The following is a 25,035-nucleotide window of genomic DNA, read 5'->3' on the forward strand; positions in this document are numbered from 1 at the left end:
TCCTCCTGGTGGTCAGTGGTGAGTGGTCAGTGGTGGGTATGGGTGTGACTGTGGCCGTGGGAATGACTGTGGCTGTGCGTGTGGGTGTGGCCGTCCCCGTCGCCGTGGGAATGGGCGAACCCGGTCCCGTGGTCGGCGAGCAGCCCCGCGGCGATGCCGTCGTCATGGTGGTCCCCGGCGAGATGGACCGCGGTGTGCACGGCCCGCTGTACCGCCGTCGCCAGGGCAGCATCCCGGAACAGCGGCTCCGCCGTCCCGGCGTCCTCCCCGAGCGCCAGGTCCGCACGGATCCCGGCGACCTGCCGGGCACCGAGCCGGTGCAGTCGGTCGCGGGCCACGTCCGGCTCCGGCCACGACCCCTCGAACGCCACCTCGACCTCGAGATCCTCGGAGAACTGGCGGGCCAGACGCACCCGGCGCACCAGCTCGGCGTCCGCGAACGGGTCGACGGTCCGGGCGAGGAACAGCACCCCGTCATGGTCCGGCACCACGGCGCGCAGATGCCGTCGCAACTCGGCGATCGCCCGGGTCGCGTCGATGAGCGACGGACCGAGCACCACCCGGACCCCCGACCGCTGCGCCCACTGCAGCGCCTGCGCCGCCTGGGTGACCGACGTCAGGTCGCGGCCGGTCCCGGCGGGGACGAGCACCAGGGTGGCGTCCTGCGAACGGGCCTGTTCCAGGTACGGGGCGAGATCCCGGGGACCGGTGACCACCGGCACCCCGGTCGCCGCAGCCAGTGCCACCGGGCCGGGGACCTCCGCCCCCGCGTAGAGGACGGCGATCGTCGCGCCGCTCATGCCTGGCCGATCGGGTCATGCACGCTGACCAGCTTGGTGCCGTCCGGGAACGTGGCCTCCACCTGGATCAGGCTGAGCATCCCGCGCACCCCGTCGAGCACCTCGTCGGGCCCGAGGACCTGCGTCCCGGTCTCCATCGCCTCGGCCACGGTCCGGCCGTCGCGCGCCGCCTCGATCACGGCATCACAGATCAGCGCCGTGGCCTCCGGGACATTGAGCTTCAGCCCACGGTCCCGCCGACGACGGGCGACCTGCGCCGCCGTGAAGATGAGGAGCTTCTCCTGCTCCCTGGGGGTCAGTTCCACGATGTGCGTCCTTCCCGCGTTGTGGCCCCCACGGTAACCGCACGCGGCGCCGCAGACGCGCACCCCCGCCCGTGTTTAACAGACCTGAAACACCTGCGGGGGTGGTGATACACCGGGATAGACTGTCCGTCATGACGAGCGCCCGACACAGATTCTCCGTGACAGCGGCACTTGACCGGTTCTTCTTCGTCTTCGCCGCCGTCGCCGCGGTGTGGTTCGCCTGGATCCTGCTCACCCAGACCTTCGACATCAGCTGGGCGGGGTTCATCTACCTCGCACTGTTCTGGGTGATGATCGCCTACCTCGCCCTCCCCCGGCTGCACCGCATCCTCACCACCCTCTACGTGCCCGACTACTTCATCGGCCGGACCCGGACCAGCGACGGACTGCTCGGTGACCCGGTCAACCTCGCCCTGCTCGGGACACGGGACCAGGTCGTGCAGGCCATGAATGACGCGGGGTGGACTGCGGCGGACCCGGTCGATCTGCGGTCGTCGTTGCGGATCATCACCTCGACGGTCACCCGCCGCAGCTACAACACCGCCCCCGTCAGCCCCCTGTTCCTCTTCGGCCGTCAGCAGGATCTCGCCTTCCAGCAGGAGGTCGCCGGGAACCCCGCCAAACGCCACCACGTGCGGTTCTGGCGGACCCCGGACGGCTGGCTGCTGCCCGGCGGAGTCCGCGTCGACTGGCTCGGTGCCGCGACCTTCGACCGGGCGGTCGGCTTCTCGCTGTTCACCCTCCAGGTCACCCACAAGATCGACGCCGACATCGACGTGGAGCGCGATTTCGTCGTCACCTCCGTCATGGCGTCCCACGACGGGGCGCAACTGGACGTCCTGAAGGACTTCACCACCGGCTACCACTCCAGAAACGGTGGTGGCGACACGATCCGCACCGACGGCAGTCTGCCCGTCCTCGACCTCGCGGAGGTGCGTCCCCGTGTCCACTGATGCACCGGACCAGCCCGCCAACAAACCCGGCAAGCGCCCCGCCGGCGAGTTCCTCTCCGCCTTCGAGGAACCGGTCGAGGTCCCCGTCGAGGCCGGTCCCCGCCCCCACGCCATCTACCTGGGCATGGCGTTCCTCGTGCTGCGCATCCTCGGCACCGTGCTGTGGTCGGTGGAGACGGTGATCCGGTGGGACGACGTCACCGACGTGGACGCCGACGGCGAACCCGACGGTGTGTGGGTCGCCGCCGTGGTCGTCTGCCTGTACGTGCTGTGGGCGGTGATCCTCGCGTTCATCGCCCGGCTGCTGTGGCGGGGCTGGAACGGTGTCCGCATCTTCATCCTGTGCTGGACCACCGTGAACATCCTCGTCTTCGCGGTGGGTTACTTCGCCCGCGGGGAACACATCACCCTGCACACCTCGCTGCTCACCCTGTCGCTCGACATTCTCGTCCTGCTCGCGCTCAGCGGGCCCGAGACCCGGACGTGGACGCGGTCCCGTTCGACGGCGATGCTCCGGGCCCGCCGGGAACGCCGGGCCCAGCGGACATACCGGGCCCAGCGGTCACAGCAGCACCACGGGCACGCCTGACCAGGTCGTACCCGGCACTGACCACGAGGAACACCGCGCAGGTGATCCCGAACAGCGGAGCGATGACGCTGTACCCCACCAGCACCGCGGCGAGCAGCAGCGTCCCCCGGGTCGGACGCCCCCACCCGGCGCGCGGCGGGGCACCCGCCACCACTGCACCACCGGTCCGGGGACGCCGCTTCCACCACATCGCGTAACCGAAGCCGACCATGGCGATGATCGCCGCGGCGAGCAGCCCGAGGACCAGCTGGTTCACCCAGCCGAACAGCAGTCCCATGTGCAGGTTGATCAGCCACTCGGAGACCTTCGCGAAGAACGGCCAGGAGGAGAAGTCGACCCGGTCGGTGACCTTGCCTGTCGCCCAGTCCACCGCGACGGCGTCCAGGGTGAAGCGGAACGCGGCGCGGTCCTCCGCGGCGCTCCACGCCGCCCCCTCCGCGGTCGGCGGGGTGATCGTCAACGGGGCGGAGAATTCAGCACGGGCGGTCGCCGCGACGCGGTCGACCGCTCCCGCGTTCAGTCCGCTGACCGTCGACGCACCGGCGGCCATCTGGTGGCCCTCGTGCCCCGCATGCGGCCCCGCCCCGGCAGCCCCGGCAGCCCCGGCATCAGGGGTGGGGTCCGGCATACCGGCGAGTTCCGTGGTGACCGTCGGTTTCACCCAGTCCAGCTGCGAACGCCACTCGCCGATGTTCGTGCCCGCCACCGACGACCAGGTCAGCCCGGTGACGGTGAGGAAGACCATGCCCACGGCGACGACCGTGCCGGTCGCCCCGTGGCGCCGCATCGTGCGGGTGCGGCCCTTTCCGCCGGTGCGCAGCATGGCCTTCACACTGCGGTTCCTGGTCCACCACATCGCCACGCCGCCGACGGCGAGCACACCGAGCCAGCTCGCCGCGGTCTCCGAGTACAGCCGACCGTTCTCCCCCAGCCACAGCTTCCGGTGCCCGTCGGACAACCACTGGCGGAACGGCAGGGAGGCGGAACTGCCGTACTGGGTGGTGTCGCCCTTCACCTCCCCGGTGTACGGGTCGAGGAACACCGCCCGCAGCGTGGATTCCGGCAGGTCCGGGTCACTGAACAGGACGCGGGTGGTCTCGTCGGGTTTGCCGAGGCGCACCCCCGCCAACGGCAGGTCCGGGTGCTCGGCCCGGGCGGTGCGGACCAGGTCGCTGACCGGTTCAGCATCCGCCGGGTTTTCCGGGGCGGACACCGTGAGCATGTCGTGGTACACGACCTTCTCGATGGTCGGGGCGAAGGCGTAGAGCAGGCCGGTGACCGAGGCGACCAGGATCAGCGGGGCGCAGATGATCCCGGCGAAGAAGTGGAGTCGCTTCAGCAGCCGGTTGCTCTGCCGGTCCGGACGCCGCCGCGCGGTCCCGCGTCGGGCCCGGCCAACTGTCGGCGCCGGAGCGGGGTCAGGTTGTGAGGGGGATGTCGTTGAAATCGTCACGGTGAATATGTCGGGGCGCGGCGGTCGTCGGTTCCCGCACCCGCCCCACACCGGCGGCGTCCCGTACCCCTGTTCCACCCCTCCGGAAAGTTCCCGGTGATCTGGCGTCAGTGCGCGTGCGTGCCGCCGAGGTGGTGCAGCAGCCGGTGGACCCGCTCATCGGTCAGCGCGTAGCGCATCATCCGCCCGTCCCGGGTCGCGGTGATGACGCCCGCCGTGGTCAGCAGCCGCAGTGCCGCGGACGCCGTCGCGGGCTTCACCCCGGCCCGCTCCGCCAGCTCAGACATGCTCAACGCCCCCGGCCCCTCGTAGTGCAGCAGGGTGAGCAGCCGCAGCCGCGTGGGGTCCCCGAGCAGCCGGAAGGTCTCGGACCAGTCGTCGGACAGGGCGCACAGGTCAGCCACGGTGTGCGGCCCGTCGCCGGTGCCGTGGGTGTGCGCATCACTGCCGGTCATGGGTCCGTACTCTAGCGCGGGGGCCGGCCCTCCGCGCACAGTCCCGCCAGCGCCTCGGCGACCAGCGCCCGCGACCGGCTGCGCAGGTCGGGGTCCACGAGCGTGTCCTGCACCATGATCTCGGTGATGCCGCAGTGTTCCACCACCGGCGCGAGCTGACGCCGCAGCGAGTCCGGCGTCCCCGCGATCACCGGTGGGAGGGTCAGACCGTTGACGTGGGCCGGAGCGTCCCGCTCCCCGTCGGTCAGCGCCGCGGCGGCGTCCGCGACGGTGGGGATCTGGCCGTGGAACGTCCTGCTCCGCATCACCCGGTGCGGCCACGTGAGCTCCAGGGCCTCCGCCTCCGTCGGCGCGGCCACCATGTTCACCGACAGCATGACCTGCGGTGTCCCGGCACCGAACCGGGTCGGTGTGAAACTCTCCCGGTAGTGGCGCAGTCCGACCTTCACCTTGTTCGGGTTGATGAAGCCGGCGAAGGCGTAGCCGATGCCGAGCTGCCCGGCGAGTGCCGCACTGTTCCCCGACGAGCCGAGGACCCAGGCCTGCGGGGCCGAGCCGATGCCGCGGGTCGGGTCGAGGGCGGCGAAATCGTGCCCCGCCGGCAGCGCGTGGTGCAGGTAGCCGATGATCTCGGTGACCTGGGAGGCGTAGTCGTCACGCAGCGGGGCGTCCCGGGTGCGGGCCAGGGCGAGATCGACCGGCGGGCCGGAGTTCGCCCGCCCCATCCCCAGGTCGATGCGTCCCGGGGTCAGCGCCTCGAGCTGGAGGAACCGTTCGGCGGTGGCGTACGGGCTGTAGTGGTTGAGCAGCACCGCGCCGGAGCCGATGCGGATGTTCCCCGTACGGGACGCCGCCAGCGCGATCAGCTGTTCCGGGGCCTGCGACGCGAAGGCGGTGGTGTTGTGGTGTTCGGTGTACCAGATGCGGTGGTAGCCGAGCTGTTCTGCTTCGGTGGCGGCGTCCAGCGCGCGGTGCAGGGCGTCGGTTTTTGTCCCGCCCGGGGTGACCGGGGCGAGTTCGACGAGGGAGTACTTCACGGGTTCCAGTGTGCCCCGGTCGGCTGATCGCCGGTGCGCCGCTACCCGAAGGTCAGGATGCATCCTCTGGGGGATACACAGGAGCACGGTGACAGATGGCCTCAAATTCATCACGGGAGACATCTCCGGGGGCATAAAGCCCTCCGCACAACCCTTCCGCACGAATTGATCTCTGGGCTTCAGGGGTGTTCGCACATTCCTCCGCATAGGCCATGGTTCCGTCTGACCACCGTGCAGGACCGGGGACCCCCTGAAGACACTCCACGACATACGGCTCGCCCTCGTCTACCTCCGACGCTGTGCTTTCGCCCCGGACATCGGCCGATGCTGCAGCGGAATCTGCAGTCGGGTCCGCGACCGAGGACTGGCGGTACTCGGTGACGTCGTAGACCACGTCGCCGAGATTGCTGATGCCCGTCGAGCTGTTGAACGCGAACTGCGGAGTGTCACAGTTCGTGGTGAGGATCCAGCCGTCCGACATGGTCTCACTGGCGTCGATGTTGTTCGCCGCATTGAGCAGCTGGGTGCCCAGCAGGACGTCCTCGTTAACCGAGCGGAACGTCACGAGGTACATCGCAACGCCGCAGTGGTTCATCGTCGCGGGGAACCGGGAGTGGTCGTCATCGGTGACCGGTGTCGCGTCCTGGCCCTCGAAGACGCGCAGCATCCCGCTCCACGACCGGTTCTTCACGTAGTCACCCCAGGCATCGACCGCCGCCGGCACCGGTGCCGGGTTCACGCTCTGCACCCCGGCGTTCTCCAGCAGGGCAACCGAGTCGATCTCCGGTTGCTCTTCCTTCCCCGTCGCCTGATCCTCAGACGGCACCGCGGACGCCACACCGGTCGACGCTCCCCGGTCAGATCTGTCCGACCCGCCGCGTCCCCATATCAGCCAGGCCCCGATCGCCACGACCACCAGGATGAGCACGATGAGCAGCGCGATAATTGTCCGGGCCTGACCGGATGTCGCCCGTCGGGGCGCATCCTCTCCGCCTGACGGTTCACCCGGACGGTTATTCGTATTCTGAAACGTCACGACGTGACTATAGTTTCGGGGCCCGCGTTTATTACACCGCACCGCATGTCCGCACCTCGACGCCCCAGGTCGGTCTGACCCCGGTCCCACCATCCTGGGGTGTCGAACCGCGGCCGGGTCGTGTTTCGCGCAGGTAAAACCTTCATTCAAACGGTCGATTGAACGTGCGACCGATGGTGGGCGGCCAGTACCGTCAGTGCGGTGACCACCCTCGCCGAGCTCCGACACCGCAGGCGGTCGGACGCCGGCCGGCGCAGCGGCGCCCGCACCACCGACAGCGCCGACCCGCTCGGTCACCGGGCGACCACCCGGCGCACCGTCGTCTGGGTGACCCTCCTGACCGTCGTCCTGCTGGCGACCGTCGTGGTGAGCGTCGGATTCGGGGCGGTGCACGTCTCCCCCACCGACTCACTACGCATCCTCAGCCACCACCTGGTTGGCACTGACCAGAGCACCGGCACCGACACCACCACCGACCTCGCCCGGCACGACGCGGTCATCTGGACGATCCGCGCCCCACGCACCGTCCTCGGCGTCCTCGTCGGCGCCGGTCTCGCCGTCGCCGGGGTGATCCTGCAGGCGGTGGTGCGCAACGTGCTCGCCGACCCGTACGTCCTCGGCGTCTCCTCCGGCGCCTCGGTCGGGGCCGCCGCGGCCATCACCCTGGGGGTCGGTACCGGCGCGACCGCCGCACTCGGCGACTATGCGTTGCAGACCAGCGCATTCCTCGGCGCACTGGTGGCGTCCGGCCTCGTCGTCGGCGTCGCGCGCGCCGCCGGACGGTTCACCGCCACCCGACTGCTCATGGCGGGCGTCGCCGTCGGTTACGCGCTGTCCGCGCTGACCAGTTTCCTCGTCTTCGCCTCGGATTCCGCCGAATCGAGCCGCTCGGTGATGTTCTGGCTGCTGGGCTCCCTCGGCCTCGCGTCCTGGTCCGGACCACTCGTCGCCGTGGCGGTGGTGGTCGTGCTCGGCACCGGCATCCTCATGCTCCTCGGCCCGCGGCTCGACGCACTGCAGTTCGGCGACGACACCGCCCTGACCCTCGGCATCAGCCCCGACCGGCTCCGGCTGGGACTGCTGGTCCTGTCCTGCCTGCTCGTCGGAGCGGTCGTCGCGATGGCCGGGGCGATCGGTTTCATCGGGCTGGTCGTCCCGCACCTCGCCCGACGGCTCGTCGGCGGACGCCACCGTGCGCTCACCCCGGTCGCCGCCCTGCTGGGGGCGGTCCTGCTGTGCTGGGCGGACATCGGCGCCCGCACCCTGCTCGCCCCGCAGGAGATCCCGGTCGGCATCATCACCGCCCTGGTCGGGGCACCGTTCCTGCTCCTGCTCGTCCACCGCATGCACCGGGAGGCATCATGAGGAAGACCTTCACCGTCACCGTGGTGGCGGCGTCCTGCCTGGGGCTGGCGTCCTGCGGCAGCGACGGGGACGCCGCGACCGAGGTCCGCAACTGCGGTTCGACGGTCTCCTTCGACCACACGCCGGACAATGTCACACTGCTGAAGTCCGCCGCGGTGCCGACACTGCAGCACCTCGGTGTGCTCGACCGGGTGCACACGAAGGCCGGGGTGTTCCCCACCACCTACTACGATGACGCGACCAACAGCGCGCTCGCGGCGGTCCCCTCGCTCACCGACAAACTCAACCCGGAGGGACACGTCCAGGTCAGCCGGGAGGAGGTCGTCGCCACCGGTGCCGACCTCGTGCTCGGCGCGACGGACACCGTCAACGCGCAGACGCTGGCCAGCTCACACATCCCGTTGATCGAGGAACCCGCCTTCTGCGGTTCCCTGGAAGGCCCCGCGACCTGGGACGACGCCTGGGACCAGATCCGGCTCTACGGCACCGTCTTCGACCGCCCGCAGCAGGCCGACGACTACATCACCGAGCTGCGGGACCGGCTGGCGACGCTGCACAGGGCACCCGGCTCGCCACGCGTCGCGGTCCTCTACCCCACCCCCGGCGGCGGCACGACCTACGCCTACGGGGCCGGGTCGATGGCCACCCCCGTCGTCGAGGCCGCCGGCGGACAGAACATCTACGCCGACCAGTCCGACCGCATCTTCGAGGTCACCGCGGAGGACCTCGTCGACCGGAACCCGGACGTCATCATCGCGCTGCACTCCACGGACTCCGGCCCGGACGGCCCCGACGCGGTCACCGCCGCCGTCCGGGACCTGCCCGGCATCGACCGGACCGCCGCCGGACGCGACGGGCGGGTGCTGCCGCTCATGCTGAACTACGCGGAGCCGCCGACACCGCTGGCCGTCGACGGGGTGGAGAAGGTCGCCGACTACCTGGGGCGGCACCCGTGATCGAGGCACAGGAGGTGACGGTCCGGTTCGGGGCGACGACCGCGGTGGCGGACGTGTCGGTGACCGTGCCCGACGAGGGCGTCCTCGGACTCGTCGGCCCCAACGGCTCCGGCAAGACCACGCTGCTGCGCACCCTCCACGGTGCGCTCACCCCAACCTCCGGCACCGTGCTCATCGACGGCCATCCACTCCGTGACCTGCGGCGACGCGACATCGCCCGGCGCATCGCGGTCGTCGCCCAGCAGCCGGACGCCACCGCGCCGGTGAGCGTCGCCGATCTCGTCACCCTCGGCCGACTGCCCCACCAGGGATTCACGGCACGCACCGGGGCCACCGACCGGCGCATCGTGTCGGACGCCCTGGCCGCGGTCGGGTTGGAGGAACTCGCCACCCGCGATGTCGCTGTCCTGTCCGGCGGGGAACGGCAGCGCGCACTGATCGCCCGCGCCCTGGCGCAGCAGACCGGCCACGTCCTGCTCGACGAACCGACCAACCACCTGGACATCCGCTTCCAGCATGAGGTGCTCCGCCTGGTCCGGGAGCTGCCGGGGGCGGCGGTGGTGCTGCACGACCTGAATCTCGCGGCCCGCTACTGCGACCGGATCATGGTGCTGGACCACGGTCGGACCGTGGCTTCAGGAACGCCGTCCGAGGTGCTCACCCCGCAGATCCTGGAACCGGTGTACGGCGTCCGGGTGAAGCGGGTGGAGATCGACGGGGAGCTGCACCTGCTGCTGTGACGGCACCACCCCCGGTGCCGCGCCGCGGCTACATCCAGAGGAAGGTGCAGAGCACCAGCCCGATGATCATCACCGCGGACAGGATGAGGGTGATGACCTCCTGGCGCGAGCCGCCGGGGATCTCCTGCCGGGCCTGCTGGGCCTGCTCCTCTTCGGCCTGCTGCGCCTCGTCGATGCGCTGCTGCTCGACCGCCGCGCGGTACTCGTCGCGGGCACTGTCGTCCCGGGTGCTTCCACTGTTCATCAGGCCACCAGCTTCACGATCTCGTGGATGATGGTCCAGATGCTGATCGCGTAGATCAGCGCCATGAACCACGTGTACCCCCACTTGCCGCGGTGGTCCGTCCTCCAGAACCGGCGGACGCCCAACCAGCCGTTCCCCATGGCGACCAGGCACAGGCCGATGTTGATCGGCGCGGCCATGGACCCGAGCACGCTGAGCATCGGGATGAGGACCGGGATGATCACGTACATGATCGTGCAGCGCACCGCGGAGACCACGACGGCCCACCGGAACGCCCGGTGCGCCTTCCGGACATCCTCGGTGTCGATCTTGTCGACGGTGGCCGGGTCGATCCGCAGCATCCGCAGCATGAACCGGTCCGCGCGGGACCGGGGAGCGGGTGCCGCGGCGACCGCAGGAGCCGCAGAAGGCGCAGCCGGCGTCACCGCCGCGGCGTGGCCGTCGGCGCGCGCTGCCGGAGCGACCTGACTGGTTGTGGACATGGCATCCACGGTAGCACCGGCGGCGGCCGGTGTCCTAACGATGTGACCTGTGGGAACAGGGTCGCCGAGGGCGTCCTGTCAGCAGGGGGAGCTGTACGACGTGTCGTCGTTGAGCAGTCGGGCGTTGCCGCCCCCTGCCGCGGCGGCGGCGCAGAGTCCGGGAAGGTCGTCAGCGTAGTCCACGACGACGGCATAGACATCCGCACCGTCGGCGTGGGCGCGCAGCGAGGGACAGGTCCCCGGACCGAGCGCCTTCGACCCCGGATGTTCGGCGAGGGCGGTGTCGATCTCCTGCTGGAAGCTGGGACTGTTGCTCATGACGGAGTTGACGATGAGGACGCCGCGACCGTCACACGTGCTCCCGACCGACCGGCCGGAGGCAGTGCCCTCGCGCCGCGGTGCCGGATCTGCGGCGGGGGTCGCCGGGGTCTCCGGTTGCGCCGGGACGGTCACGGTCGTGACGGTGTTCTCCGCCGCCGTCGGGGACCCGGTCGACGTCGCGGGGACCTGCTCGGTGAACACCGGTTCCGCCACAGCATTCCCGCCGTCATCCCCGTCGTCACGGAGGTAGAACCAGCCGCCCACAGCAGCCGCGGCAATGACGACCACGGCCGTTCCGGCGACCAGCGCGCGGCGTCCGGTACCGGTGCGGCGGGCCTCGGGTTCCTCCGGGGGTCGTCCCCAGTCGTTCGTCATACGGGCGTCCTCTCCTGGTCAGGTCCTGCCGGTGTGCCGGACTGTACCGCACCCGGACCCGGCACTGCGGGCATACTGCACCCCTACACTTGCCGCATGCCCACCACCGCGGAGATCCTCCACTTCGACGACCCCTCCCCCGACGATCCCGACCCGTGGGTCGTGAGGCCGGAACCGGAACGTGTCGAACTGGCCGACCACGATCCGGCCTGGGCGACGCAGGCGGCGGAGCTCAGCGCCCGGATCGCGGACGCCCTGGGCATGCGGGCGCTGCGGATCGAGCATGTGGGGTCGACCTCGGTGCCCGGCCTGCCGGCGAAACCCGTCATCGACCTGGACGTCACCGTCGCGGATCCGGACGACGAGGCGCGCTGGCTGCCCGCGCTCGAGAGCGCCGGCCTGATCCTCGCCGTCCGCGAACCGTGGTGGCACGGGCACCGCTGCCTGCGCGGCACCGCGCCCCGGGCGAACGTCCACGTCTTCGGCCCGGACAGCCCGGAACTGGTGAAGCACATCGTCTTCCGCAACTGGCTGAGGCAGGACGCCGCCGACCGCGGGCGGTACGCGGACGCCAAGCGTGCGGCGGCCGGAGCCGGTGACCGGGACGGGATGATGCTGATGGAGCACTACAACGCCCGGAAGCAGGCCGTGATCCTTGAGATCCACGACCGGGCGTTCCGGGCCGCCGGCTTCCTCGACGGAGCCGACCACTGAGCTGTGGCGGCACCACCGTCACCCCAGCTCCAGCCGTGACCACTGACACAGGTCCCGCAGCATCTGCCGGTCGTGGGTCACCACGATGACACCGGCCGCCGTGTCCTTCACCGCGGCAGTCACCGCGTCCACCAGGACCGCCGAGAGATGGTTCGTCGGTTCATCGAGGATCAGCAGATCAGGGCATTCGGCCAGCACCATCGCAAGGTGGAGTCGCCGCTGCTGCCCCTGGGAGAGGCGTCCTACCGGAGTTGACCGCGCCGCACGGTCCAGCAGCCCGAGCGACGCCAGTCCCGGTGCATCATCGAACCGCTCCGCATGCCGGGCGTAGACCTCCGCAGCCGCCAGTTCCGGGTGCTGCCAGACCGGCTCATGCTGGGTGAGGACGCCGAGGCGAACGTCGTCGTGGACCCGCACCGACCCGCCGGTGGGGTCCACAGTGCCCTCGATGACGTCCACCAACGTCGATTTACCCGCGCCGTTCAGCCCGGTGAGCAGCACATGCTCCCCACCGGACAGGTCGAGTGTCACCGGTTCCAGCCGTCCGGCGACAGTCACACCGGTACAGGTCAGCAACGTCTTCCCGGACGCCACCGATGCTGCCGGCCAGCGCAGCTCCAGCGGGGGCTCGGGGATCTCCACGGCGTGGGACGCCAGCTCCTTCTCCCGCCGGTGCAGTGTCTGCACCACACCGTCGGCACGCGTGGCGCGCTTGTGCTTGAAGTGGCCTTTCGGCGGACGCCAGTTGTCGGTGAGCCGGGACCGGGCGTCCGCGACCGCCGACTCGAGCCGCTGATGCTCGGCGACCTGTGCGGCGTACTCCTGCTCCCACCGCTCCCGGTCCGCCCGCCGGCGTTCCATCCACGCGTCGTAGGTGCCGGTGACCAGCAGCGGCGTGCCGTCCGCGGTCGGATCGAGGTCGAGGAAGGTCGCCCGGCCGTCGGCCGAGAGGTCACGCAGCAGTGCCCGGTCGTGGGTGACCACACCCAGCCCGCCGCACCAGGAGGTCAACTGGTCCGTGAGGAAGCCCAGCGCGGTGGCGTCCAGGTGGTTGGTCGGTTCGTCGAGCAGCAGGGTGTCCGCCCGCGACGCCAGCGCGCAGGCCAGGCGCACCCGGTAGCGCTGCCCGTAGGAGAGGCTCAGCAGGCGCCGGGACCGGTCGGTGCAGGCGCTGAGCCCTGCCAGGGCGATGTCGACGCGACGATGGGCGTCCCAGGCATCGAGCGTGGTGGCCCGGTCCAGGGCGTCCGCGTAGGCGTCGCCGAGATCACCACTGGTCAAGGCATGGTCGAGGTCCGCCAGGGCGGCGTCGGAGGCAGCAGTGGCGTCCGCGACGAGATCGCCGACGGTGCCGGTGGCGTCCATCCCCTGACGGACCAGGGTGAGGCTGCCGCTGCACCGCACCTCACCGGCGTCCGGAGCGCGGACGCCGGCGAGGGTGTGCAGCAGGGTGGTCTTGCCGGTGCCGTTCTCACCGACGATGAGCAGGCGGTCACCTGCAGAGATCGTGGCGGTGAGGCCGGTGAACAGCGTCCGGTCGGCGACGGTGACACCGAGACAGGAAGCGGACAGATGAGGGGTACGGGACATGGTGGTCTCCAGAAGTCTTCCGGAGCCGGGCTGTTTCAGGCAGCACAGAACCGCCGCCCGGCTCCACGGTGTTGATGTGGGCCGGAAGACGGCGGAGAAGTCAAGGATGTATGAGTGGGTTCCCCGCCGTCAGCGGCGGGTCCAGGGCCTCACGGCGTACTGTGCGGCGTTCGCGTACATGACGACCACTGTAGCAGCAGGCCCCCTCACCCCCGTGGCAGACTGGTCCGGGTCAGCAGCACCACTACAGAAAGCAGCACCGACGTGGGACGCCACCATGCCGCCCCGGAGCCGGCACGCCGCGCCGCAGCGGCCGCCGACCGCACCCCCGACGACCCGCACAGCGGGCCGCACAATGACAGTCACGACGACAGTCACAGCAACAGTCACGGCGACCCGCTCGCCGCCGCGGCCCACAGCCACGGCCACGCGCACTCGCACGACACGGGTCCGTGGTTCTCCGACCCCCGGAACATCACGTGGACGCCGCCGCGCATCATCCTCGCCGTCTTCCTCTTCCTCGGGGCAGTCGCCACCGTCATCGCGGTCGTCGTCCAGTGGCCCAGCGGCGGCGCCACCACCAACGACGGCTTCCACCAGACCTCCAGCCTCGGCCAGGAGGTGGAGACCGGCACCGTCGCGGTCCGGACCAGCGGACCGTGCAGTTCCCCGACCGTCGGCACCGTCTTCGACACCGCCCCGCCCAGCCTCCAGCCGGGCGCGGTGGACACCGGCCAGCAGTGTCAGCAGCTCATCACCGACATCACCTCCGGCCCGGACAAGGGGAAACGCACCCTGTTCACCGACACCGATTCCGCCGGCTCCGCCGACCTGTCGGTGGGTGACGACATCCGCCTGGCGACCACCACCGGCCCCGACGGGTCCCGCTCCTACGCCTTCCAGGATTTCGAGCGCACCACCCCGCTGTGGATCTGGCTCATCGTCGCCCTGGTGGGGATCTGCATCGTCGGCGCCTGGCGCGGCGTCCGGGCGGTCATCGGTCTGGCACTGACACTCGGTGTGATCGGGGTGTTCCTGCTCCCCGCCCTGGCGCGCGGCGGCGACCCGGTGATGCTGGCGATCACCGCCTGCGCCGCCGTGCTCTACCTCGTACTGTTCCTCGTGCACGGGATGAACTGGAAGACGGCGTCCTCCCTCGGCGGGACACTCGTCGCCATGCTGCTGGGGACCGGCCTCGCCGCGCTGGCGACCAGCACCAACGAGCTGCGGGGGCTGGCCGACGAGAACAACCTGCAGATCATCCTCTATCTGCCGGGTGTGGAGGTGGCGGGGCTGCTCGTCGCCGGGTTCATCCTCGGCACGCTCGGTGTGCTCAACGACGTCACCGTCGCCCAGGCGGCGACGATCAGCGAACTGCGGGACGCCGCCCCCGACGCCTCCCGCTGGCGGCTCTTCACCACCGCGATGCGGGTCGGACGCGACCACCTGGCTTCGACGGTGTACACCCTGGTGCTCTCCTACGCCGGTGCGGCACTGCCGCTGCTGGTGCTGCTCAGCGTCTCCGGGCGGTCACTGGGTGACATCCTCACCTCGGACATCATGGCCACCGAGGTCCTGCGGTCCGTGGTCGGTGCGCTGGCCCTGGTCGCCGCCGTGCCGTTGACCACGGCCATCGCGGCGGTGACGACGTCGGCGTCCCGGGCTCCCGCGGTGGCCGGCTCCGGCCCCGACTCCGGCCCCGACATCCCGGGTGCGTGACGACCGGGTGGTCTGACCGCCGGATCCCACCCCCTCGACGGACACCTGTGGCGGGGACGGCAGGTGGCCGACGCACGTTGCCCCGGGGTCAGGTCCCCATCAGACTCGGCAGTACCGTCACCAGCCAGGGGAAGATGCAGAGAATGAAGACCACGGTGAGGTCAGAGATGATCCACGGCACAGCAGAACGGTAGATGGTGAACATCGACAGCCACGGCGCCGTCGACTTCATCACGAACAGACTCATTCCGAACGGCGGCGACACATTGCCGATCTGCAGAGTGACCAGCACGATGATGGAGAACCACACCGGATCCCATCCGAACGCGGAGACGATCGGCATCAGAAGAGGGGCAGTGATCAGCATGATCGACGCCTGGTCGATGAAACAGGACAGGATGACCAGCAACAGGACGATCAGGAACATCATGAGGACGCCGTTGGTTATGCTGCCGGAAACCCACTGGACGAGACCTGCTGTGGCACCCATGTAGGCCATGATCTGCGAATAGAGCGTCGACGCCATCACCAGGATGAAGATGGTACCGGTGATCCGCAGTGTGGACAGGGCAGAGTCCAGCAGGTCCCGAAGCGAAAAGCTGCTGCTCGCGAACGCCAGGATCAGGGCTACCAGGGCGCCGAACGCGGCCGCCTCGGTCGGGGTACCGAGGCCGGCGAAAATCACGACGAGAATCGCCACGCCGAGGATGGCCGGCAGCAGGATGTTCTTGCCGATGCCCCGCAGGATCTCCGTCCCGCTGCGCTTCGGTGGGCGGTTCTCCTCTGTGTCGGGGGAATCGGCTCCCATCACCGACGGTCGGCTCTTCCACAGGACGATGAAGACGTAGCCGAGAGCCATCAGAACGCCCGGAATGATACCGGCGATCATAAGTGGGCCGATGGACACATTGGCCACACCACCCCAGAGGATGGCGAGCGCACTCGGGGGGAACACCATGGCCAGACCACCGGCGGCGAGGATCGACCCGGCGGAGAGTCTGGTCTCGTAGCCCGCCGACTTCATCTGCGGGAGGAGCGTCCTGCTCAGCAGCGCCGTATTCGCCAACGTGGAGCCGGAGAGGACACCGAAGACACTTCCGCCGGCCACGGCGACCATCGGGAGCCGGCCCGGGACGCGCCGGAGCAGGAGGGAGATCTCACCGATGGCTTTCTGCGCGATCTGGGACCGGAACAGGATCTCACCCATCAGGACGAAGAGAGGGATCGCGGTAAATGTGAAACTGTTGACTGAGCTGATGACACTGAGACTGACGAGACTGGAGACGGTCTCCAGGTTTCTGAAGATCAGGAACGCCGATCCGATACCCACCGCAAAAATACCGAATGCGACAGGAATGCGGAGGAAGAGAACGACAATAAGGGCAACTATAAACAGAGGTAGGAATATATACCAATCCATGGCCTATTCATCCCCTTTCCGAGTCTGACGCAGGCGGGAAATATCACGGATAAGGTAGAGGACCGACGCATGCAACATGCAGACAAATCCGACGAAGACGCAGATCGACAGGTAGTACCGGGGAAGCGACAGCTCACCGGCCATCGTGGTCTTCGTGTCCAGGTCGCTGAGCATGAGGTCCATGGAGCTGAAGGTCAGGAAGACCGCCACGATGAGCTGCACCACGGCACCGAGAACCTGGCATGCTGTCACCCATGTCGGCCGGTTGAACATGTCGACGATCTCGACCTTGAAGTTGTCGTCGGCACCCACCGCGGCCGGTGCCACCAGCACGGTGATGACGACCATCGCCAGCGCCGACAGCTCAACCGAACCGAGCACCCCGTGACCGATGTAACGCATCACCACCGTCACGGCGATGAACACCGTCAGCACCAGGATGACGACGGCGCCGAGATGTTCGAGGATCCGCTCGGGAATCCATCTCCTCCCCTGCAGGGACGACGTCTCATCGGGCGCCTCCGGAAGACCGTCGATCAGGTCCGCCGCGGCGGCGGAGTTCGAGGACGCCTCATCCAGGGTGCTTTTCACCGACCGGTCTCCCCGGTCGTCCGGGGAATCGCCCCGTGATGCCGTCATGACGCATCCTCCTTGAGTAGCCGCTCCGTATCGGCCATGTAGGCGCCGCCGGGCACGCGGTCGAAACCGCCGTTCTCCAGGGGAACGTCGTAGGCGTCGCGCAGTTTCGCCGCAGCCGGCGAGGTCTCCAGGATGCGGTCCCAGTCCAGCTCATCCCATGCGTCCTTGTAGGCCATGCGGATCAGCTCCGCGGCGTCGTCGTCATTGAGCCGGGACTCGCGGACCCCGGCCTCGTGCCACTGCCCGGTCTCCTCGATCGTGCGGGAAAGGTAGTGGTTGAAGACCGGCATCTCCATGTCCGCCACTGTGTCGGAGAGGGCGTTCCGTGTCCGTTCATCGAGCGCGTCCCAGGTCTTCTCGTTCATGACGAGATTGGCGAGGGATTCGTAGAACCTCGGCGCCATGTCGTAGCTGACGACGTCCTGCAGCCCCAGGCTTGAGGGACCCACGGATGCCCAGGTCGCCCCGGAGATGACATTCCTCTCGAGTGCCGTGTAGACCTCGTTGCCGGGAATATCCACCGGCACACCGTGCAGTTGGCTGACCATGTCCGACGTCGCTGCGGACGTCCGGAAAGATTTTCCGTGGAGGTTCAGCGAACTGATCTCATTCCGGCTCAGGACAACCATCGGCATCCCCGACACCGCGCGGCCCAGGTACGTGACCCCGAGCTGTTCCCGGTGGATCTCGTCATAGATGTCCGCCACCCCGTTCTCACGTTCTTCGGCCGGCGTAAACGGGGTGAACCGCGCCAGATAGAGAGCCGGAACCTGGTCGACGTAGTAGTCGCCGGGCAACATACCCAGATCGAAGACTCCCCCGGAGACTCCCTCGATCAACAGATTGGGGGCCATCACCTCGGGCCCGCCTTTGTAGTCGATATGGATCCACGGCGCCCTCTTTTCCAACTCGTCGAGGATCATCAGAAGACCCTCATTGTTGGAGTGATTCCTGGCAAAACTGCTCGCCAGGGTCAGCGTCACTTCTCCGTTACTGTCATTCGGGGGACGCGACGCGCACCCGGTAACAACTAAAGGCACCAGCAGCAGCGCCAGAAGCCTTTTCATGAATCGTTGTGACATTCTACCTCCTCCGGTCTCCCCGTCGTCGTCTACGACGGTTCTTCGGTAGCCATGATGGTAGAGCGGCACACTACTCCGGAGAATAAGGTAAAACTTTAGCCCAGTGCAGAATTATGCATAACGGCAATACAGTTGCCCGGTTCCGGGAAACCATATTGCCGTGGTGTGAATTCTATGTTTCTGAAGCCGTCCCTGACTATCTGAACAGAACCGACTGCTCCGGGTAGCTTTCCGCGAAATTATCCGGCAGATCAGCAATGAACACGTTCTCAGTCCGGGTCCGCGACACCTTCCACTCCCCGTCAACCCGACGGAATGCATTGTTCAGTCGACTGGACCGCAGCAGAGCCGTCCCGTCGTCATACAACCAGGGCTGCATGTGGATCCATGTCCCCTCGGCGCGGTCACCCTCCACAGTGATGTTCTCCGACGTGAGGTAGTGGGCGTTGAGAATCCGCCGGGGGTTCTGGTCCGCAGGCCAGAAGCGGTTGAAATGGGCCCGCACCGCATCCTTTCCCTCGGCCCGGCCGAACTGGCCCGTGTAGTAGTCGCCGACCCCTTCCCACACCGCGTCCTCGGTGTACAGGTCGAGAATCATCTCGATACGCTCGGCATCCGTGACCGGAGGGTAGACTGGACACGGCGTATCGCACAGCAGCATGTACCTGGACTGCACCTTCCTGATCGCAGCCTCCGATTCCAGGATGTCGAGGCGCTGAGCAAGCTGCTCGATAGTGTATTTTCCGTCGATGGACATGTCGGACTCCTGTCTGGTCAATTTCCGGTAGTAAATTCCTGCAGTGACCTGATGAGGTCGCCGGGTTTCTGAACCATGCCGTCTAATACGGCATCCGGGATTCCTGTTCACTCACCTCGGCGTCACTGATCACCCTCGATCAGCGCCACAACTTCTTTCGCCTCATGGATCCAGGCTTTCACCATCGCGCCACTGACATGTGACGGCAACTGCGCCAGGCGAAGCGTCATCGTCGTCTCCCCCTGCGGATCCCGCATGGGGAACACGAGCGAGCCGATATCGTAGTATTCGTCGTCGATAATGTCGCGCTGATTGTAGTCAATGGTCGTCCCCTTCATGAGGTCCGTGACGATACGTTCCTCGGACGGAATCAACCTGCGGTCCAGGAATTCCCGGGTGGCCTCGATCATTCCCCGGTAGGCCCGGCTCCCCTCGTCCGGAAGGAAACAGACTCCGTACCGGTTCCGCTCAAGAAACTCCAGCCTCCGGAGATGATCCGTCCGAACGGTGTCGTCGGTTTTCCCGATTTTCCTGATCCACCGGTCCCGGACCTCCTGACTCTTGTCGAAAACGTACGTGTCGCCGATCGGAGGAATCGTGGGTACCCGGGTCGCCAGCTGTCCCTCCGTGGACACACCGGGCCCCAGTGCCGAGAAGATGGTGGCGAATTCGTTCTCACTGAGCGCAGCCCAGACCACCACCTCGCACCGGACGGCGTCGGCGAGTTCCTGCAGTTCGTCGTGTGCGGAGTGCGTCGAATGAATCGCCGGAAGAGCATCGTGCCGGGGATGCGGCAGTCGGGAGTTTCCGACGAAAGTCCCGTATCCGCCCTGGAAGAACAGGAGCGGCGGAGCTGACTTCGTGACATCCAGGTCCTTCACCAGACATAGGACGATCCAGTGGTCGCCGGCTTCCACCAGGTCGTAGATCGTGGTGTCGATCCAGGCGAGGGAGTTGCAGAGGACCGGGTCACCTGCCGGCGAGGGCGCCCACCGGATTCCGTCAAGTTTCTGCTCCCAGCGCTGCGCGATAGACATCAGCTCCTGTTGCTGGTCACCACCGATGATGTTGATACACAGGCTGTCGCAGTTCTGGAGGCGTTCAAAGGTCTTCGACGTCTTCATCGGCATGAAGGACACCAGTGGCGGATCGATGGATACGGAGGAGAATGTGCCGACAACCATGGCCAGAGGTTCGCCGTCCGGCGCCCTGCCGGTCACGACGGCGACTCCGGTCGGATAGTGTGACATGACTGACCTGAATTGTCCGGCATCAAGGACTGGAGCTTCTGCGATATCAGATTTCATGATATACGGATTTCCTGTTCCTGTTCTCTGTCACTCACCTCCTCCCGAATAATTCTGGGACCGCGAGGGAATCGAGTGATTTATGTTTTGATGTGACTCCATTTTCGCCCCGTCCGTCACGGGGAGACAATGGGAGTTTTCCTTAGTCACGCCTAGCGCATCTCGTTTCCGCCGTCCAGATCCCAGCAGGCCCCCGTGACGTAGGCTGCTTCCGGTTTCGCCAGATGGGTGATGACCTGCGCAAGGTAGTCTGCCGACCCGAGTCGTCCCACTGCGATCCCCTTCAGTGCGGTCGGCATGTCGTCCCCTATCGTCCTGCGGACAATCGGCACGTCGAGGGGCCCGGGTGCGACAGCGTTGACGGTGACGCCACTGCCGGCGAAAATTTTCGCGAACAGTTTGGTGATCGTGAGCGTCGGCGCCTTGGAGACGGCATAATGCGCTCCGGGGCCGATTCCACCGTTGTGGGCGGCCAATGACGCGTGGTTGATGATCCTCCCGTATCCGGTAGTACGCATTGCCGTACCGAAAACCTGTGTACCGTGAAAAACCGATGCCGAGTTGACCGACATGATCCGGTTCATCTGTTCGGTTCCGACATCCTGCCAGGGATCATCCTCGGTGATCGCCGCATTGTTGACGAGGACAGCCGGTGTGCCCCAGGTGTCGGTGACGCTGTCGAGGACCTGTTGCACGCTACGACGGCGCGAAAAGTCGCACCCGACCGGAAGACAGGTTCTCCCCGAGGGATCGATTGCGGCAGCCATGGCCACGACATCGGATTCCGGCAGATCCACCAGGAGCGTCCGGTATCCGCCGGCACGGAACCGGCGGACGATGTATCTTCCGACATCGCCGCCGGCACCCGTGATCACGGCGACCGGACCGTCCGCGGGAACCGGGCGCTTCGCGGGATTCGTCACGGGAACGCCGGAAGAGCGGGCTTCATACCCATCAGTACCGCACCGGCATTTTCCAGGGTGTTCTCCTGGAGTGCGGCATGCTGCGCCGGAACCACCGCATCCTGGAGCAGTTGCTGAAGGGGGTGCGTGGCGAATATCGCGGACGTGCCGGCCATCCGGAACGCCTGTTGCGCCACCGACGCGCCGGTCTGGGCGGCATGGGTCGCAGCAACCCGCAGGAGTCCCGCATCTTCCAGCGGGATCTCCTCATTTCTGACGGCTTTCTCCCAGGTCTGCTCCGTCGTCTCGTAGAACAGAGCCCGCGCCGAACGAAGCTCGGCTTCCGCATGCGCCAACGCCAGCTGGAAGTCCGCCCGGTCTCCCCTGGAAGGCTTCCCCGGCTGTGCACTGCTCCCGGCTTCGATCATGAGGTCGAGCGCGGCCCGCGCAGCACCGAGCGCCGTTGCAGCATGGACCTGTGCCGCGTAACCCATGACCGGGTACCGGGTGACCGGTTCGTCCACTGTTGCGGCCGCACCCCGGAGAAAGGTCATCTCGTCCGGAATGAACAGATCCTCGGCCTTCACCCCGAAGGACCCGCTCGCTCTCATTCCGGTCACGTCCCAGTCCTGGATGAACTCGACGTCCTGCGGTGGGACCATCGCAACAAGCGGCTTGCCTTCGGCCTCCGGGCCCCCGTCCAGACCGAGGCCGATGATGTCGGCGCCCATGCAGCCGGATGCGAAGGTCCAGGTCCCGGTGGCGACCCACCCGCCGTCGACGCGCTGCGCCCGGCAGAGCGGGTAGAACCCTCCTGCGAAAACGATGTCCAGGCCCTTCGCGTACATCTGCTGCTGAGTCTCCCGGGGCAGTGCAGTCAGATAGGTAAGAGCGGAACCGAAAGCCGCCACCCATCCCGTCGAGGGATCCACTTCGGAAATCCGCTCCAGTCGGCGCATGAATTCGGCAGGAGGCTCCGGGTCGCCACCGAATGTGGCGGGCGTCGCCGACCGGTAGATGCCGGCTTCTTTGAGGAGATGAACGAAATCACGTGGAACATATCCCTGCTCCCGGAACTCTTCCCGCCGTTCCACGAGCTCCGCGAGCGCACGGTCAAATGCCGCATCGCGCTCCTTTCCTGCCGGTGCGGCCACGGATTCAAGAGAGAATCTGTCAAAGAGCATGGGATCTCCGATCGGTCGAGTGACGCGTTATCGGCATCGACGCTAGTGGGCGTTCACTATTCCAGACAGATAGAAATTCCTTTACTCATGATAATTCCACATCCAATCCTCCCCTGTGCGCACAACGAACGGAATTTGCACTAGCCAAGCCTACCCTTACGCTCGGCGCTAAACCTACCTTTACGTGATTCACCCTGCAGGCGTGGGCGAACTACATTACCCTGACACCTAAGAAAACTGCATTCACATTCCCGATCATATTTATAAGATATGAAATTAGCGACATGTCTGCGCTCGCGCCGGAAGGACTGCCAATTGACTACCGAATTCCGAATCCGCTCGGCGGTGGAACGGCATGCCGCCGTCGTCGAGGGGTCCGTCTCCGTCCACACTCAGGTCCAGGAGGACCGACGCGAAATCCTCCGCTACGAGCCCAGGCTCGAGGCCTGGACCGAACTGGCTGAACTCACCGATTCTGACGCGGCGGATCTTCGTGGCGGGGATGCCGCTTCCTCCTCCCGTCCACTCGCCGGCATCTCGGTGGGAGTGAAGGACATCATCGATGTCGGGGGAATGCCGACCCGGTGCGGTTCACACACCTCCGACCCGACCCCGGCAGCTGCCGACGCCACCTGTGTCGCCCGTCTCCGGGAGTTGGGCGCCACCGTGCAGGGCAAGACGGTCACCACGGAATACGGGTACTTCGCCCCCGGCCCGACGACGAACCCCTACAGCACGTCCGCCACACCCGGCGGATCATCCAGCGGTTCCGCTGCGGCCGTCGGCGCCGGCACCGTACAACTCGCGCTCGGGACGCAGACGGCCGGATCGCTGACCCGCCCCGCCTCATACTGCGGTGCTGCCGGACTCGTCGTGACCCACGGCAGCATCCCCCTGGACGGCGTGACCGGGCTCAGCGGCACGCTGGATTCACTCGGATTCCTCACCCAGACGGTCGAGGATCTCAGCTACATATGGCATGCCTACCACGACCTGCCTGTCCCCGGAGACGACTCGACGCTTCCCGACACCGTGTACCTCTGGGAGGGCACCGGAGTCCTCAATGTGGAGAGCACCATGTCACAACTTCTCCACGAGGTCCCGTCCCTCCTCGAGGAACTCGGGATCGCGTCGACACCCCTCGACTGGGACGACCACGTCCGTTCGCTGTGTGAGGACCACCGGACCGTGATGTCCTACGAAGCCGCCCGCGGTATCGGTTTGGCGCTCGGTAACCGGACGGTTGAACTCAGCACCCAACTGCAGGAACTGCTGACCGACGGAACGGAAGTCACCGACAGTGACGCCGCTGCAGCGCTGTTCCGTCGCGACAATTCCTCCGCCTCACTGTCCCGGATGCTCGGCGACCGTGACGTGATCATCGGCCCCGCCGCGGGCGGACCCGCCCCTGACCGCACCACCGGTACCGGGTCCCCCGAGCTCAGCCGCCCCTGGCAGTTGATGGGTCTCCCGGTGCTCACTGTCCCCGGCGCCCGGACCGGCCACGGTCTCCCCCTGGGTCTCCAGATCATCGGAGGAAAACATTCCGAGGACCTTCTCCTGGCGCTCGGTTCGGCCCTGGAACCCCGCCTCAGGGCACTCCCTTCCTTCACCGGAAACACCACAAGCCCCACACTCAAGGAAATGACATGGTAGCCACACCACACACGCCAATTCCCCCTCGTCCCGTCAACCAGTACCGGATGTTCCTGACCTGCTACGGAGACGAGTTCATCTACGGATGGCATCACGTCGACCTTTTCGTCCACGATGAACTCGGTCGTGAGGTCAACTGGGTCCACTGGACCGTCCAGGCGGACGGCCCGGATGAGGCGGATGCCTCCGTCCGCCTCGAGGAACCGGATCTGCGCAGGACGACTCCCTGGGAACACCACGTCAGCGATTTCGGTATGGAGTACTGGACAGCAGAAGCGGAATGGGCCTGATGACCACCAACGCACACAGAGACCCATCCGCACGGTCGGTTCCGTCCACGTCACAGCGGGTGCGGGTCTACATCGTCGACGACAACCCCGGCCTCCGTGACTCCGTCGCCTGGCTTCTCGACAGCGCGGAGATCGAGAGCACCCCCTGCGCCAGCGCCGCGGATTTCCTCGAGAAGTTCGCTCCGGAAGAACCCGCCTGCATCATCCTGGATGTCCGCATGCCGGGTATGAGTGGCCCACGGCTCCAGGAGAAGCTCGCGGAGATTTCCCCGTCAGCGAGCATCATCTTCGTCTCCGCCCACGGAGACATCCGGATGACGGTGCGCGCTCTGAGAGCCGGCGCCCAGGACTTCCTGGAGAAACCCTACGAACCGCAGAAGCTCCTGGACGCCGTGCAGCAGGGTATCGAAGACGCTGCCGAGTGCTTCGCACGGCAACGTCAGATTTCCGAGGTCGCGGACAAGGTCGAGCTGCTCACCCCGAGGGAACGGGAGGTTCTCGACCTGGTCATCGAAGGGCTTCCGAGCAAGACCATCGGCCGGCGGCTCGGGATGAGCGTCAAGACCGTGGATGTCCACCGCACCCGGATCAAGGCGAAATCGGGCGCAGACAGTATCGGAGGCTTCGTCCGGGACATCCTCCGCTACGGGATCGCCTCCTGACC

General features: G+C 67.2%; 26 protein-coding genes. 9 read left to right on the forward strand and 17 right to left on the reverse strand.

Going from position 1 to position 25,035, the window contains the following annotated elements; translation table 11 throughout:
• Positions 1-26: 26 nt before the first annotated feature.
• A complete protein-coding gene (locus tag FSW06_RS08230; protein ID WP_010121213.1) occupies positions 27-800 on the reverse strand; it encodes a hypothetical protein in 774 nt (257 codons plus the stop codon).
• Complete coding sequence (locus FSW06_RS08235) at positions 797-1,105, reverse strand: urease subunit gamma (RefSeq protein ID WP_010121215.1); 309 nt, start codon at positions 1,103-1,105, stop codon at positions 797-799. The genes FSW06_RS08230 and FSW06_RS08235 overlap by 4 nt, the downstream gene beginning before the upstream one ends.
• Before the next feature lie 131 nt (positions 1,106-1,236).
• On the opposite strand from FSW06_RS08235, the gene FSW06_RS08240 reads away from it, so the two are divergent.
• On the forward strand, positions 1,237-2,058 hold the full coding sequence (locus tag FSW06_RS08240) for an LssY C-terminal domain-containing protein (protein ID WP_010121217.1): 822 nt from the start codon (positions 1,237-1,239) through the stop codon (positions 2,056-2,058).
• 461 nt (positions 2,059-2,519) lie between these two features.
• Here the strand turns inward: FSW06_RS08240 and FSW06_RS08245 are convergent, their stop codons facing one another.
• From FSW06_RS08245 to FSW06_RS08260, 4 genes are all read right to left on the reverse strand, one after another.
• Complete coding sequence (locus tag FSW06_RS08245; protein ID WP_010121219.1) at positions 2,520-4,100, reverse strand: PepSY-associated TM helix domain-containing protein; 1,581 nt, start codon at positions 4,098-4,100, stop codon at positions 2,520-2,522.
• A 107-nt stretch (positions 4,101-4,207) separates the two neighbouring features.
• Entirely contained in the window at positions 4,208-4,555 is a 348-nt protein-coding gene (locus tag FSW06_RS08250) for an ArsR/SmtB family transcription factor (protein ID WP_010121220.1), read from the reverse strand.
• An 11-nt stretch (positions 4,556-4,566) separates the two neighbouring features.
• Positions 4,567-5,592: an MsnO8 family LLM class oxidoreductase gene (locus FSW06_RS08255; RefSeq protein WP_010121222.1), complete on the reverse strand. Its 1,026-nt coding sequence runs from the start codon at positions 5,590-5,592 to the stop codon at positions 4,567-4,569.
• A 52-nt stretch (positions 5,593-5,644) separates the two neighbouring features.
• Positions 5,645-6,502, reverse strand: a complete 858-nt coding sequence (locus FSW06_RS08260) for a hypothetical protein (RefSeq protein WP_139024511.1) — start codon at positions 6,500-6,502, stop codon at positions 5,645-5,647.
• Between the two features lie 327 nt (positions 6,503-6,829).
• Between FSW06_RS08260 and FSW06_RS08265 the strand changes: the two genes are divergently transcribed.
• Genes FSW06_RS08265 through FSW06_RS08275 form a run of 3 tightly spaced genes read left to right on the forward strand, consistent with a single transcriptional unit; the run spans position 6,830 to position 9,689 of the window.
• Positions 6,830-7,993 (forward strand): FecCD family ABC transporter permease, encoded by a 1,164-nt coding sequence (locus FSW06_RS08265; RefSeq protein ID WP_010121225.1) that lies wholly within the window; start codon positions 6,830-6,832, stop codon positions 7,991-7,993.
• Entirely contained in the window at positions 7,990-8,949 is a 960-nt protein-coding gene (locus tag FSW06_RS08270; RefSeq protein WP_010121226.1) for an ABC transporter substrate-binding protein, read from the forward strand. Before FSW06_RS08265 ends, FSW06_RS08270 begins: the two co-directional genes overlap by 4 nt.
• Positions 8,946-9,689, forward strand: coding sequence for an ABC transporter ATP-binding protein (locus FSW06_RS08275; RefSeq protein WP_010121227.1), 744 nt, complete (start codon positions 8,946-8,948; stop codon positions 9,687-9,689). The genes FSW06_RS08270 and FSW06_RS08275 overlap by 4 nt, the downstream gene beginning before the upstream one ends.
• 28 nt (positions 9,690-9,717) lie before the next feature.
• Here FSW06_RS08275 and FSW06_RS08280 read toward each other — a convergent pair whose 3' ends face one another.
• The 3 genes from FSW06_RS08280 to FSW06_RS08290 all read right to left on the reverse strand — a co-directional run bounded on the left by FSW06_RS08280 (position 9,718) and on the right by FSW06_RS08290 (position 11,111).
• Positions 9,718-9,933: a hypothetical protein gene (locus tag FSW06_RS08280; RefSeq protein ID WP_010121228.1), complete on the reverse strand. Its 216-nt coding sequence runs from the start codon at positions 9,931-9,933 to the stop codon at positions 9,718-9,720.
• The gene (locus FSW06_RS08285) at positions 9,933-10,415 is read right to left on the reverse strand and encodes a hypothetical protein (RefSeq protein ID WP_162829273.1); all 483 of its coding nucleotides are present in this window, start codon (positions 10,413-10,415) and stop codon (positions 9,933-9,935) included. The genes FSW06_RS08280 and FSW06_RS08285 overlap by 1 nt, the downstream gene beginning before the upstream one ends.
• Positions 10,416-10,493: 78 nt before the next feature.
• On the reverse strand, positions 10,494-11,111 hold the full coding sequence (locus FSW06_RS08290) for a hypothetical protein (protein ID WP_010121230.1): 618 nt from the start codon (positions 11,109-11,111) through the stop codon (positions 10,494-10,496).
• A 96-nt stretch (positions 11,112-11,207) separates the two neighbouring features.
• Between FSW06_RS08290 and FSW06_RS08295 the strand changes: the two genes are divergently transcribed.
• Positions 11,208-11,825 (forward strand): GrpB family protein, encoded by a 618-nt coding sequence (locus FSW06_RS08295; RefSeq protein ID WP_010121232.1) that lies wholly within the window; start codon positions 11,208-11,210, stop codon positions 11,823-11,825.
• Positions 11,826-11,843: 18 nt separating this feature from the next.
• Here FSW06_RS08295 and FSW06_RS08300 read toward each other — a convergent pair whose 3' ends face one another.
• Complete coding sequence (locus tag FSW06_RS08300; RefSeq protein ID WP_010121233.1) at positions 11,844-13,415, reverse strand: ATP-binding cassette domain-containing protein; 1,572 nt, start codon at positions 13,413-13,415, stop codon at positions 11,844-11,846.
• Positions 13,416-13,679: 264 nt separating this feature from the next.
• Between FSW06_RS08300 and FSW06_RS08305 the strand changes: the two genes are divergently transcribed.
• The gene (locus FSW06_RS08305) at positions 13,680-15,134 is read left to right on the forward strand and encodes a YibE/F family protein (RefSeq protein WP_010121234.1); all 1,455 of its coding nucleotides are present in this window, start codon (positions 13,680-13,682) and stop codon (positions 15,132-15,134) included.
• Positions 15,135-15,222: 88 nt separating this feature from the next.
• Here the strand turns inward: FSW06_RS08305 and FSW06_RS08310 are convergent, their stop codons facing one another.
• From FSW06_RS08310 to FSW06_RS08340, 7 genes are all read right to left on the reverse strand, one after another.
• Positions 15,223-16,554 carry a TRAP transporter large permease gene (locus FSW06_RS08310; protein ID WP_029449753.1) on the reverse strand — a complete coding sequence of 444 codons (1,332 nt, stop codon included), beginning with the start codon at positions 16,552-16,554 and terminating at the stop codon, positions 15,223-15,225.
• A 3-nt stretch (positions 16,555-16,557) separates the two neighbouring features.
• Complete coding sequence (locus FSW06_RS08315) at positions 16,558-17,193, reverse strand: TRAP transporter small permease (protein ID WP_010121237.1); 636 nt, start codon at positions 17,191-17,193, stop codon at positions 16,558-16,560.
• Positions 17,190-18,275, reverse strand: coding sequence for a type 2 periplasmic-binding domain-containing protein (locus FSW06_RS08320; protein WP_040430393.1), 1,086 nt, complete (start codon positions 18,273-18,275; stop codon positions 17,190-17,192). Before FSW06_RS08320 ends, FSW06_RS08315 begins: the two co-directional genes overlap by 4 nt.
• Before the next feature lie 196 nt (positions 18,276-18,471).
• Positions 18,472-19,032, reverse strand: coding sequence for a nuclear transport factor 2 family protein (locus FSW06_RS08325; protein ID WP_010121240.1), 561 nt, complete (start codon positions 19,030-19,032; stop codon positions 18,472-18,474).
• 122 nt (positions 19,033-19,154) lie between these two features.
• A complete protein-coding gene (locus FSW06_RS08330) occupies positions 19,155-20,339 on the reverse strand; it encodes a flavin reductase family protein (RefSeq protein WP_040430396.1) in 1,185 nt (394 codons plus the stop codon).
• Positions 20,340-20,491: 152 nt separating this feature from the next.
• Positions 20,492-21,262, reverse strand: coding sequence for an SDR family NAD(P)-dependent oxidoreductase (locus FSW06_RS08335; RefSeq protein ID WP_010121244.1), 771 nt, complete (start codon positions 21,260-21,262; stop codon positions 20,492-20,494).
• Entirely contained in the window at positions 21,259-22,425 is a 1,167-nt protein-coding gene (locus FSW06_RS08340; RefSeq protein WP_010121245.1) for an acyl-CoA dehydrogenase family protein, read from the reverse strand. The genes FSW06_RS08335 and FSW06_RS08340 overlap by 4 nt, the downstream gene beginning before the upstream one ends.
• 315 nt (positions 22,426-22,740) lie before the next feature.
• On the opposite strand from FSW06_RS08340, the gene FSW06_RS08345 reads away from it, so the two are divergent.
• From FSW06_RS08345 to FSW06_RS08355, 3 genes are read left to right on the forward strand one after another with little or no spacing between them, the layout of a single operon-like run.
• On the forward strand, positions 22,741-24,081 hold the full coding sequence (locus FSW06_RS08345) for an amidase (RefSeq protein WP_040430399.1): 1,341 nt from the start codon (positions 22,741-22,743) through the stop codon (positions 24,079-24,081).
• Entirely contained in the window at positions 24,075-24,371 is a 297-nt protein-coding gene (locus FSW06_RS08350) for a hypothetical protein (RefSeq protein ID WP_040430402.1), read from the forward strand. Before FSW06_RS08345 ends, FSW06_RS08350 begins: the two co-directional genes overlap by 7 nt.
• Before the next feature lie 59 nt (positions 24,372-24,430).
• Positions 24,431-25,033, forward strand: coding sequence for a response regulator transcription factor (locus tag FSW06_RS08355; RefSeq protein ID WP_010121248.1), 603 nt, complete (start codon positions 24,431-24,433; stop codon positions 25,031-25,033).
• The last annotated feature ends 2 nt before the right edge of the window (positions 25,034-25,035 follow it).

This window comes from Corynebacterium nuruki S6-4 (assembly GCF_007970465.1).
GTDB classification, from domain to species: Bacteria; Actinomycetota; Actinomycetes; order Mycobacteriales; family Mycobacteriaceae; genus Corynebacterium; species Corynebacterium nuruki.